This is a genomic window from Pseudoalteromonas sp. S554 (genome assembly GCF_005930865.1).
Taxonomy (GTDB): Bacteria; Pseudomonadota; Gammaproteobacteria; order Enterobacterales; family Alteromonadaceae; genus Pseudoalteromonas; species Pseudoalteromonas marina.
Genome location: NZ_PNDV01000092.1, coordinates 55,078 through 67,337, shown reverse-complemented (window position 1 = coordinate 67,337; position 12,260 = coordinate 55,078). Strand labels below are relative to the sequence as shown.

8 protein-coding genes are annotated in these 12,260 nt (G+C 41.1%); 4 read left to right on the top strand and 4 right to left on the bottom strand.

The window, feature by feature from the left end:
* The 4 genes from CWB65_RS17240 to CWB65_RS17225 form a co-directional block, all read left to right on the top strand.
* A partial coding sequence (locus tag CWB65_RS17240) for a cadherin domain-containing protein (protein WP_212750954.1) occupies nt 1–2,869 on the top strand: 2,869 nt, incomplete at its 5' end.
* The gene (locus CWB65_RS17235) at nt 2,870–3,703 is read left to right on the top strand and encodes an MBL fold metallo-hydrolase (RefSeq protein WP_138741080.1); all 834 of its coding nucleotides are present in this window, start codon (nt 2,870–2,872) and stop codon (nt 3,701–3,703) included. It abuts the gene before it with no gap.
* A 14-nt stretch (nt 3,704–3,717) separates the two neighbouring features.
* Nucleotides 3,718–5,943, top strand: coding sequence for a CHASE2 domain-containing protein (locus CWB65_RS17230; RefSeq protein ID WP_138741079.1), 2,226 nt, complete (start codon nt 3,718–3,720; stop codon nt 5,941–5,943).
* Nucleotides 5,915–7,576 carry an HD family phosphohydrolase gene (locus CWB65_RS17225; protein WP_138741078.1) on the top strand — a complete coding sequence of 554 codons (1,662 nt, stop codon included), beginning with the start codon at nt 5,915–5,917 and terminating at the stop codon, nt 7,574–7,576. The genes CWB65_RS17230 and CWB65_RS17225 overlap by 29 nt, the downstream gene beginning before the upstream one ends.
* 271 nt (nt 7,577–7,847) lie before the next feature.
* Here CWB65_RS17225 and CWB65_RS17220 read toward each other — a convergent pair whose 3' ends face one another.
* The 4 genes from CWB65_RS17220 to hscB form a co-directional block, all read right to left on the bottom strand.
* On the bottom strand, nt 7,848–9,275 hold the full coding sequence (locus CWB65_RS17220) for an NAD-dependent succinate-semialdehyde dehydrogenase (RefSeq protein ID WP_138741077.1): 1,428 nt from the start codon (nt 9,273–9,275) through the stop codon (nt 7,848–7,850).
* Nucleotides 9,276–9,452: 177 nt separating this feature from the next.
* Nucleotides 9,453–9,791 carry an ISC system 2Fe-2S type ferredoxin gene (gene fdx / locus CWB65_RS17215; RefSeq protein ID WP_006791979.1) on the bottom strand — a complete coding sequence of 113 codons (339 nt, stop codon included), beginning with the start codon at nt 9,789–9,791 and terminating at the stop codon, nt 9,453–9,455.
* 11 nt (nt 9,792–9,802) lie between these two features.
* Nucleotides 9,803–11,665 carry a Fe-S protein assembly chaperone HscA gene (gene hscA / locus CWB65_RS17210; protein WP_039036283.1) on the bottom strand — a complete coding sequence of 621 codons (1,863 nt, stop codon included), beginning with the start codon at nt 11,663–11,665 and terminating at the stop codon, nt 9,803–9,805.
* A gap of 41 nt (nt 11,666–11,706) precedes the next feature.
* Complete coding sequence (gene hscB / locus CWB65_RS17205) at nt 11,707–12,234, bottom strand: co-chaperone HscB (protein WP_138741076.1); 528 nt, start codon at nt 12,232–12,234, stop codon at nt 11,707–11,709.
* Nucleotides 12,235–12,260 lie beyond the last annotated feature (26 nt).

Below are 12,260 nucleotides of genomic sequence, written 5' to 3'. Positions count from 1 at the left end.
TGCTAATGCAAACGGTGTTGCAACGGTGATTTACACTGCAAGTGATAATAACGGCGGAACGGCTAACAGCACATTAGCGATTACTATCAACCCAATCAACGATGCACCCGTAGTTGCTGAACAAAGCTTTAGCATTAATGAGGACGCGACAGATTCCGACATTATAGGAACCATTGTTGCAACTGATAATGAAAACCAAGATTTAACTTACGTATTAGCCGGCGGTGATTTTGCTTTATTTAACATAAATGCATCATCTGGCATTTTAAGCGTGAATGGCGAAACCCCTTTTGACTATGAAACCAAAACTCAATACATATTAAATATTCAAGTAACAGATAACGGCACACCTAATGAAACGACTGCGGTTAATATAACGGTTAATATAATTGATGTTGCCGAGCCACTAATCCCTATTGAAGATACATCATTTGGTCGCCCTATTTCAGGGCAGCTCGATCTAGGCAGTGTATTTTCAAGTGGCCAATTTAATGACAGCATAGCGCTTAACAACAACTTATATTTTGTGGGATTTACCAATAATGCAGACAAAGACATTCTTATTGTTTCGTACACTAATAACGGCGAAGCAAATACCGCATTTAATACCACAGGCACTAAAATACTTGATTTAGAGCAAGATGAAGAAGCCACTGCCATTATTTCCGACGGCACCGATTTGTTTATTGCCTACTCTAGTTTTGATGGCATTAATAATGAAGCATGCGTACTTAAAATGGATCTTGCAGGAACATTAAGAACAGGCTCAGACGACGATGGGGAAAGTAGCACGGGTATAAAATGTACAACGCTTAACAGTACCACGGTTATCAATGACCTTGAAATTGACGGCAATAAATTACTTGCTGTAGGCAAGCACTTTGACGGTACTCAAACCGATAGCCTATGGATACATTATAAAACCGACGACTTGTCATTTGAAAACTCTACACCCGCTATCGTTGATGTAAGTGGTGCTAATCGTGATGATGAAGGCCACGCAGTTAAAAACTTTGAAAACTCAGACTATTTAGTTGTGGGTAGCGTTACCGATGCTGATGGCACTAAAAACTCACTGTTGCGTTATTTAAAAGCAAATGGAGATAACGATGGTAATTTTAATGGGGGCGATCCGCTTATCATTAACTTATCAAGTGACTTAGGCCAGCCAGGTAACAATAAAGACGATGAGTTATTTGCCATTGGGGGTTTAGCTGATTCTAATTTTACAGCTTTTGCAGGTGGCTATATGACACGGCAAACAGGCGAAAAAGAAGCTGTTATATTAGCCATTGATAAAAATGGCGAGCTCGTGACCAGTTTTGACACAGATGGAATTGCTATTTATGACATTGATGGCAACAGCGGCGCGGGTAATGGAGGCGATCAAGTAACGGGTATCCAATACGAGCCAATTAAAAATGAAATAATGCTCTCGGGCACAACGGGTGTTCCTAATGCAGAACACGTATTTACAGCTCGCGTAATTAGTTCAAACGGTTTACTTGATGATACGTACGGTGAGTCTGGAGTTAGCATTCTTTCAGGCATAGATGCTAAACAAATTGTAAACACAACGTCTATCGACTCTAACGATACTTTATGGGTAGCCGGCATTGATGACGACACCAACGCTAAACCATTTATTGGAGCAATAACCGATCAAGCCGCATTGTTTACTAATTTCAATAGCACAGGTTATTTAACAGTTGATGAAATAACCGAAGCGTCAAACGATAAATCAATGAAATTGATACAACTTAGTAATGGCGCTCAAGCAGGTAAATATATGCTTGCCTCAACAGCCGAAACAAACGGTCTAATAAAATTAGTATTAACCCGTTTTACCAGCACAGGCGCAATAGATACAAGCTTTAGTATAACGGGCCACAAAGAAATTGCCATAGAGTTAAACTCGCAACACGTTGCGTTAGCTGAATTAAACAATGGCAACTTATTACTTGCTGGTACTAAAAAAACCACAAATGGCTCGCAAGGTTTTGTAGCTAAAGTGGACCAAGATGGCTCCCTCGACACAACATTTGCAACCGACGGCATCTATGTAACCAACATTGAAAATACCGAGGCGCTTACATTATCAGATATAGCAATAACCAATAGTAACAATATTGTTGCAGTGGGTACTGCAACGCAATCTGGGAACACACAGTCATTTGCAATGATGCTCACAGCGCAAGGGGTACTTGCTACAAGCTTTGGCACTGAAGGCGTTTTATTAGGGTTAACGGGTGAGGATTTTTCTAAAATTCACATTGATAACAATGAGATTTTTATTGCTGGTGAATTAGTAACAGGTGCTGATTCAGCATTAATTGCGCTCAAACTTAACTTAACCGGCAATGAGTTGTTTAGATATTCAGGTACCGATACGCCTAACACCAACAATAAAGTAGCCAGTGTACTAACCGACTCATCTGGCGCAATCTATTTAGTTGCAAATTTAGTCAGTACACCTGATAAAGCGAATGTTGTGCGCTTGCTTTCGTCAGGTGCGTTAGATACAAGCTTTGCTGACAATGGCGTTGGCCAATATATTTTAGCTGCAACCGGCAATACTTTAATTAAAGGTGCCAAGCTAGATAGCACTGATAAACTTATATTAGTCGGTACTAGTAACAACCAGGGCGTAATTGCACGAATTACTACAAATGGTGAGCTTGATAGCATATTTGGTACTGGTGGAGTTGGTTATTACCAAGCTAACCTGTGTACAAATTCACTCGTATTTACCTCGTTGATTCTACAAACTGACACGCAAATAGCCTTAAGTAGCACTTGCGATAATGGTAGCTCAAATAATATCAGTGTATCTAAGTTTGATTTTTATCCGGATGGAGTTGAGCCATAAATGAAAGTCGAATTATTTGGGGTAAGAGGCTCAATGCCTACACCCGGTAGCGATACCCATCTATATGGTGGGAATACATCGTGTACTTATGTGACAAAAAATAATGGCAGTTCACTGATATTAGACTCGGGCACTGGAATAGCAAAACTTGGAGATTATTTACTCGAGCAGCAAAGCCCCATTTATATTTTGCTCACTCACAATCATTGGGATCATATTCAGGGCTTTCCTTTTTTTAAACCTATTTATCAAGCAAATCGCGATATAACAATTGTTGCAGGTGATGTTGAGGATAAAGGTAGCCAACACGCTATTTTAAAACAAATGAGTGGCTCTTATTTCCCTGTTCGCCATCAAGATTTACCGTCAAACATTACGCTCAATACTGAGCTTTCGGCGCAAACGCAATTTAACCTTAATGGTTTTTCTATCTCCACCGCACCGCTAAATCACCCTGGTGGCGGAACTGCTTATTGCTTATTTGCTGATGGCGCGAAGGTGGCATATGTGACCGACAACGAGCTTAACCCACCTCAGCAAACTAAAACCAGTATTAGCGAGTGGGCAGCATTTATAGAAGGGGCAGATTTACTTATACATGACGCTCAACTTATTGATGCTGACTTACCATTAAAACATGGCTGGGGCCACAGCACTATTGACCAAGTTGCTCAACTTGCAATAAAAGCGAAAGTCAAAAACATGGTGATAATCAGTCACGATCCATCAAGAACTGATGAGCAACTTATCGAAATAGAACGTTATTTACAAACAAGCTACGGCAAGGATGTGCATATTGAATGTGGTAAAGAGGGGCGCGTTTTTGAATTTTAAACGCGCTAGGAGCTTTGATTATTAGCCTATTAAAAAAAATAACATCAAAGCATTTTTATATTGGTGTATTGATCACATTACTCATAGCATCTATCGAATTTTTTTCGACAGGCGCTGTAGCTAAACTTTTAAACCGAGTTGAAGGGATTATTTACGATTCACGTTTACAACTAACCCTTGCAGAGACACCAAGAAAAGTAAATGAATCTGTAGTGATCATCGATATTGATGAAAAAAGCATGCAAGAACAGGGGCGCTTCCCTTGGAGTCGCTCTAAAGTAGCTGAGCTAGTAACTAAATTGACTGACGCTGGTGTTATTGTTATCGCCTTCGATATATTTTTTTCGGAGCCTGAAGTAAACCCTGTCACTAAAATCATGACTGAACTTCCTGACTTTTCGGCAAAGTATTCGACCCCCCTTTCGAAAATAAAACAACAAGTAGATGCCGATACAAAATTGGCTAAAGCGCTGGCAAAAAATGATATTACCTTAGGGTTTTTATTAATTAACGACAAATTAAGTGAGCATAAAGCGCCATCTAAAAGTAGCGTGGTTTGGCGAGAAGATGATCACACAAACTCGCAAATTAATGACTACCCGGGTGCTATTATTAATATCCCTCAGTTACAAAATGCCGCATCAGGCCAAGGTTTTATTAATGCACATAGTGATGAAGATGGCTTTATACGAAAAGCAGCATTGATTAATCGTGTAGGTGATACCCTTTACCCTTCGTTGGCCCTTGAGGCCGCTCGTTTGTACACATTAGCCAACACAATAGAAACACGCTCAACGACATCAAATGGTATAACCCTATTTGAAGGCATTAAGTTTCACAATAAATGGATCCAAACCGATGAATACGGACAAGTACTTATTCCTTATAAAGGGTCTGCTCGAAGCTTTCCATATTACTCAGCAACCGATGTGCTAACCCAACGAGTTGGCTTGAAAGAACTTGAAGGAAGTGTCGCGTTTATTGGTACCTCTGCTGTGGGGTTGGCTGACTTACGATCCACACCTGTGGGCTTACAATACCCGGGAGTTGAAGTTCATGCCAATATATTTGAAGGACTCATGAACCCACAACTACTTCCTTCAAAACCGAGTTGGTCACTTGGCGCCAGTTTGATCATCATTATTATTACTGGCCTTGTGCTGTCGTTTTTTAGTATTGGCAAAACCGCACGTTTTATTTTGGCACTCTCAATTATTGTTGCTGGTGTTGTCGTCGCTATAAATTTTTATTTGTGGTCAGCACAAAAGGTGAGCCTTCCTTTATTCATGACCTTATTACTCACCACTCTTCTGGCTAGCTATTACATTATTGTTGGTTCTATTGCTGAAATGAAGCACAGCAAAAAAATAAAAACGATGTTTGACCAATATGTACCACCAGAACGTATCAACCAGCTTATAGAGCAAGGCGGTAACCTGGTTAAAAGCAGCGAACGCAGAAATATGACTGTTTTATTTGCCGATATAAGAGGTTTTACGTCACTGTCTGAGAGCATGTCGGCTCATCAATTAAGTGAGTATTTAAACCAATACTTAAGCTCTATTACTAAAATAATATTTGATAATAATGGCACTATCGACAAATACGTTGGCGATATGGTCATGGCATTTTGGAATGCCCCGTTAATAGATAAAGACCACGCCCAACACGGCGTAGAAGCGGCTCTAGCAATGACCGAAGGCCTAATAGAAATAAACGCCGTGTTTGCACAGCAAAACCTTCCTGCAATTAGTATTGGAGTAGGCTTAAGCTCTGGCGACATGAATGTAGGAGACATGGGCTCAATATATCGTAAAGCCTATACAGTTTTGGGTGATGCGGTTAACTTAGGTGCTAGAGTCGAAAGCTTGACCAAATTTTACGGTGTCGCTATTCTGGTCACTGAAGAAACAATGCAAGCTTGCTCAGGAATTACTTTTAGGCTCATAGATAAAGTACAGGTGGTTGGAAAAACAACCTCAATTGCACTATATGAACCCATAAATTATACGAATAAGCTCAATAAAATACAGCTTAAAGAAATAGATAACTCGCTTAAAGCCATCACGCTTTTCCATAACAAAGAATGGGAAAATGCGCTTAGCTTATTTGAGCAATTAGAAAATAACGCTGTATTAAACGCAGACGTTTACCGCATTTACATAGAACGAATACAAAGTACAGATATACAAACTCTCGCTAAGGATTGGAATGGTGCCTTCGTACATACAAAAAAGTAGCAAAAATATGCCTCAGCACATTAAAGACAGAACAAACCTTCAGCACTTTATCGATATTAGTATTCGCCTTACTACCGAAAAAGAGCCACAACTGCTGTTAGACGAAATTTTACAAGTTGTTATGTCTATCGCTAACTCAGATGCAGGCAGTATATATTCGATTACAGAAGATGATCAGCTTAAGTTTGAAACAGTGATCAATAAATCACTTAACTTATACTTGGGGGGTGGTTCAGATCGTTTTGTTAGCTTTCCCAACATTGACTTGTGTATCGATGGCAAACCAAACCAACGAGCAATCGTTGCACATGCTGTTAATTCAGGCAAAGTAATTAATATTCCTGATGTTTACGCTGCACTGCCATTTGATATGAGCGCTGCGCGTGAAATGGATGCTCGTACGGGTTATCGTACGCAATCAATGCTAACTATTCCTTTAAAAGATCACCAAGATGATATTTTAGGTGTGATACAGCTCATAAACGTAAAAGATAGCAATAATAATATTATTCCCTTTAGTGAAGAGCTCGTCACGCTAATACGCTCGTTTGCTTCATTAGGGGCTATTGCATTAACTAACTCATCACTGATTAAAGAAATGGAAGAGTTGTTTTCTACTTTTGCTGAAACCATTGCAATGGCTATCGATGAAAAGTCTCCCCATACCGGTGGACATTGTAAGCGTGTACCCGCATTAACGTTAATGTTGGCCGATGCGGTAAATGCAATAAGCAAGGGCCCATTAGCGTCATTTTCTATGAGCGACTCAGACCGTCATCAATTAGATATAGCTGGCTGGTTACATGACTGCGGAAAAATCGCTACTCCCGATCACATCATGGAAAAGGCAACTAAATTAGAAACCATTTTTGATCGTATCAGCTTCATAGACGCCAAATTTGAGATCATTAGCCGAGATTTAAAAATTAACTACCAAGAACAAATAATCTCAGCAATGAAAAATGGTAAGCCTGTAGAGGTGCAGCAACTCGAACGACTGCTCGATACCGAGCTTAAGCAGGTTGCACTGGACCGTGCTTTATTACAACGCATTAATGTGGGTGGGGAATTTTTAGGCGATAAAGAACTTGCCCAAATAGAACGCATTGCACAACACTATCACTTAGTGATCAACGATATACGCACACCACTGCTCAATGATGATGAAGTTGAAAACCTGTCAATACGAAGAGGAACGCTCACCGCTGGCGAGCATGATGTCATGAAGCGTCATATGGATGTCACGAAAAATATTTTAGATGCCCTGCCGTTCCCTAAACACTTAAGTAAAGTATCAGAGTATGCATTAGGGCATCATGAAAAACTCGATGGTACAGGTTACCCAAGGGGTCTAACCAAAGAGCAAATGTCGGTGCCTGCTCGGTTAATGGCAATTACCGATATATTTGAAGCACTTTCAGCGGTAGATAGGCCTTACAAAAAGGCAAAGCCGGTAAGTGAGTGTTTATTTATACTCGGTACTATGGTCGAAAAAAACCACTTAGACCCTGATATTTTCGCTGTTTTTATCGAATCCGGCGTGTACAAAAATTATATTAGTGAATACGCAAATCCAGAACAGCTTGATGACGTAGACCTTAATAACCTACCTGGATATAAACCAATCCGTTAATGCCCCACTAAAATTAACAACGCTGAACAAAAAAATGCCACCTTACGGTGGCATTTACACACGGGGTTATTTCTACTTATAGAAATCCTTTTACTTTTTATTTGGTTTTTAGTGTTGTTTTATTAACAAAAAATATGTGGCAAAGGTAGCACTTAGTCCTTGCTGTATCAATAGCAAAAAGAAAAGTTCATGATTTCGCCATATTATTGTAATAAACAAACGTTACCGAAACACAGCCTAAGAACCTCAAGCGTAAAATTGCGGATTGCTATTAAATTTTGATACACACGTACTTTTCTTCTAGGTATTCATTAAGTCCTTGGTGTCCACCCTCTCGCCCTAAGCCAGATTGTTTTACCCCACCAAACGGAGCAACGGGGTTTGATATAACCCCTTCATTTACGCCTATCATGCCAAACTCAAGCCCTTCACTAATGCGGTAAACTTGTTTTAAATCTTGGCTATAAAAATAAGCGGCTAACCCATAGGGCACATCATTAGCAAGTGCAAGCACTTCAGCCTCTTCATCAAAAGGGATGACCGTTAATACAGGGCCAAATACTTCTTCGTGGTATATATCCATTTTAGTCGTTACGTTAGTAACAATGAGCGGGTTTTGAAAGCTGCCGCCTAAGCTGCTGTTATCCCCTATTAGGTCTGCGCCTTTATCAAGTGCATCTTGCACAAGCTGCTGCACTTTCTCTTTCGCTTTTGGATAAATTAGCGGGCCAATATCTACGTCCTCTTCAAACCCATTGGCTACTTTTAATGCGGCTACTTTAGGCGTAATTTTACTCAGCACTTCATCTAAAATACTGCGCTGAATAAAAATGCGGTTTGCGGCTACACATGCTTGGCCACTGTTTCTAAATTTAGCCGCCATAAGCCCATCAATCGCATCATCAAGATCCGCATTATCAAAAATGATAAACGGCGCATTGCCGCCTAATTCCATTGAGGTACGCTTAACCGTGTCGGCACATTGCTTAAGTAATTGGCTACCAACACCTGTAGAGCCGGTAAAAGTAAACTTACGGACAATATGTGAGTCAGTGAGCATTTTTCCCACTGTTTTAGCGTCTTGCGATACAAGTACGTTAAATGCCCCTTTAACAAAGCCAGCTTGGTCGGCTAGGTATGCTAATGCAATCGCGCATAGCGGCGTATGCTCAGAAGGCTTTAATATAAAACTACAGCCTGCAGCATAAGCAGGCGCCACTTTACGCGTCACCATAGCAACCGGGAAGTTCCATGGTGTAATACCTGCTACAACGCCTACAGGCTGCTTAAAACTGGTTAAACGGTGGTTATTGTCGGTAGGTGGGATCACATCGCCATAACTTCGCTTAGCTTCTTCTGCAAACCATTTTATAAAGCCTGCACCGTAATCTATTTCGCCCAGCGATTCTTTAAGCGGCTTACCTTGCTCTTTGGTCATTAATTCAGCTAATGCTTGTTTGTGCTTGATCACAAGCTCATACCAGCGCATTAGTGTTTCACTACGCTCAGTGGCGTTAGTGTTTTTTAATTTTACAAAAGCGCCTTGTGCGGCAGTTATGGCGCTATTAACGCCTTGCTCGTCTATATCACTTACTTCAATAATACTTTGTTGGGTAGCGGGATCGTTAACGCTAAAGTGTTCATTGGTTTTATAAAATTCACCATCAATGAACGAGTCACAAAAAATTAGATTACTCAAAGTACACCTCCGAAAAATATTTTAGGGGTTAGCTTTTAATGCGTGGCATAGAGCCAAGGCTAACTCTTTACGTCTACAAAATAACTTACGAGCTTTACTCGTCACGCCTACAATTTACAAACAAAAAAGCCGCTGTATTAAACAGCGGCTTTTAATATAATAGTCGTTAATTAAAAACTAGTGCTCTTCATTAACGATATTGAGATTGTACTTAGGTATTTCAACCACTAAGTCTTCATCTCTAATGATTGCTTGGCAACCAAGGCGCGACTCAGGCTCTAAGCCCCACGCTTTGTCTAGCATATCGTCTTCTAGATCGTCACTTTCATCAAGTGAATCAAACCCTTCGCGAATAACTAAATGACACGTAGTACACGCACACGACTTTTCACATGCGTGTGGAATGCTTATGCCATTTTTAAGCGCCGCGTCGAGCACAGTTTGCCCCTCAGGTGCTTCAATTGCAGCGCCGTCAGGACACAATTCAGGATGTGGAAGAAAAACAATTTGTGGCATTCTAATCTCTCTTAAATGTTGTCTACTGACTGACCCGTTAGGGCTTTTTTAATTGATGCATCCATTCTGCGCGATGCAAACTCACTACTGGCGTTATCTACTTTTTCGATAGCCGCTTTAATTTCGCTAGGTTGTTGAGCATTTTCGCGCACTTTTACCAGCTCTGCAATTTCAGCTCTTAAACTTGTAAGCTGAGCGTCATCAAGTAACGCGCCATCAGCATCTAACGAAGCATTTAGTGCTTCAATAACACGAAGAGCCTCAACTTGTTGCTCTTTAAGCATACGTGCTTGCATGTCGTCTTTTGCGTTGCTCATCGACTCTTTTAGCATGTTAGCTACTTGGTCGTCAGATAAACCAAACGAAGGTTTAACCTGAATTTCGGCTTGCACACCCGTTGATTTTTCCATCGCTGAGACACTTAATAAACCATCAGCATCTACTTTAAAGGTAACCCGAATATGCGCAGCGCCTGCTGCCATTGGTGGAATACCTTTTAAGCTAAACTTAGCAAGTGAACGACAATCGTCAACCAGCTCACGCTCACCTTGTAATACATGCAAAGACATCGCCGTTTGGCCATCTTTAAACGTCGTAAATTCTTGAGCACGCGCTACCGGAATAGTGGTGTTACGCGGAATAATTTTTTCAACCAAACCGCCCATGGTTTCAAGTCCAAGCGACAGTGGCAGTACATCAAGTAATAACATGTCTGAGTCTGGCTTATTGCCAATGAGCACGTCTGCTTGCAGTGCTGCACCCAATGCTACAACGCGGTCAGGATCGATTGAGGTTAGCGGTTCTTTATCAAAAAAGCTATGTACTTGGCTGCGTACCAGTGGCATACGCGTTGAACCGCCGACCATAATAACTTGTAAAACTTCTTCGTTTTCAATGCCAGCATCTTTAACAGCTCGGCGACACGAACGCAGTGTTTTTTTAACCAGTGGCATCGCCATTTCGTCAAATGTTTCGCGCGTTACTTCTACCGTGTGGTTTTGCCCGTCAAACTCAAGCCCTACATTTACTTTTGCGTATTGGCTTAACGCTTCTTTACAGGCTTTGGCTTTGTTAATAAATAAACGTAAAACCGAAGGTGATAAAGCTGATACTCCGGTTTGCTGCTTAAAGTAGTCAACGAGTAGTGAATCAAAATCGTCACCACCTAAGCTTGAGTCGCCGCCAGTTGCCATTACTTCAAACACACCTTGGTGTAAACGAAGAACAGAAATATCAAATGTACCACCGCCTAAGTCGTAAACAGCAATAATACCTTCTTGACCCGAATCTAAGCCATAGGCAACAGCCGCCGCTGTTGGCTCATTTAACAAGCGTAATACGTTAATGCCAGCAAGCTCTGCTGCATCTTTAGTACTTTGGCGCTGAGCATCATCAAAATACGCAGGAACGGTAATAACAGCGCCTAAAATCTCTTGGTTGCCAAAACTTTGCTCTGCACGCGCTTTCAACGCCGCTAAGATGTGGCTTGACGCTTTAACTGGGCTGACTTTTCCAGCCTCAGTTTGAATGGCAAGCGAGCCATTATCTTCACAAAATTGATACGGTAATTGGCCGTAGCTTTGCTCTATTTCAGCCTGTGTTTTGCCTAAAAAACGCTTTACCGAAATAAGTGTATTCGCTGGGTCTTGTGTTGCAGCTTGAGCCGCATCGCTACCCACAGTAATACCACCGGCTTGATAACGAACAACCGACGGCAACATTGCCGCACCTAACTCATCTGTTAAAGTGCGCGCTTCGCCGCTTTGTACGGTAGCAACTAATGAATTAGTAGTGCCAAGGTCAATACCTATGGCTAGTTTGTGTTCGTGTGGTGCCGCGCTTTGCCCCGGCTCAGCAATTTGCAATAATGCCATAATGCTCTTTAAACTCGTTTTGCTCGCTTTACAGCAAGTAATTAATCGTCAAATAAACTGTCTTCAATGCGTTCTAGTTCGTCACGTAATTTATAAACAAACTTCAGTTTACGAATATTATCGGCAGCTAGTTGGTACTGTTGCTCGTTGCTGCTTGCTAAATGTTCTGCAAGTTGTGCACTGTATTGCTCGTTAAGTTGTTTTATTTGTTTTTCAAAATTAGCAATGGCCGCATCCGGGTCACTCGCTGATGCAAGCTCTTCAAGCTCTTCGCGCAATTCCATTTGTTGCATTAAAAATAATGGATCTTGCAGTGTTTGTTGCTCGGCGCGAATATCAACTCCCAGCTCGCTTAACATATACTCAGCACGTTTAACTGGGTGCTTAAGTGTTTGCAAGGCATCGTTAATTTCAGCTGCACTTTGCACCGACATTAACTTATCACGGCTGCTTGCATTGGCATGGCGGTCGGGATGTACAGCACGCTGCAACTCTAGGTAATTTTTATTAATCGTTGCTAAATCAATATTATAATCAACGGGCACTGCAAATAATTCAAAGTAACGCATAGCTTCAACCAGTAATATTCAGAAAT

Excerpts from the sequence above, each read along its gene's own strand:
- CWB65_RS17235 (WP_138741080.1), top strand. The coding sequence starts at position 2,870 with ATGAAAGTCGAATTATTTGGGGTAAGAGGCTCAATGCCTACACCCGGT.
- CWB65_RS17225 (WP_138741078.1), top strand. The coding sequence starts at position 5,915 with ATGGTGCCTTCGTACATACAAAAAAGTAGCAAAAATATGCCTCAGCAC.
- fdx (WP_006791979.1), bottom strand. The coding sequence starts at position 9,791 with ATGCCACAAATTGTTTTTCTTCCACATCCTGAATTGTGTCCTGACGGC.
- hscA (WP_039036283.1), bottom strand. The coding sequence starts at position 11,665 with ATGGCATTATTGCAAATTGCTGAGCCGGGGCAAAGCGCGGCACCACAC.
- hscB (WP_138741076.1), bottom strand. The coding sequence starts at position 12,234 with ATGCGTTACTTTGAATTATTTGCAGTGCCCGTTGATTATAATATTGAT.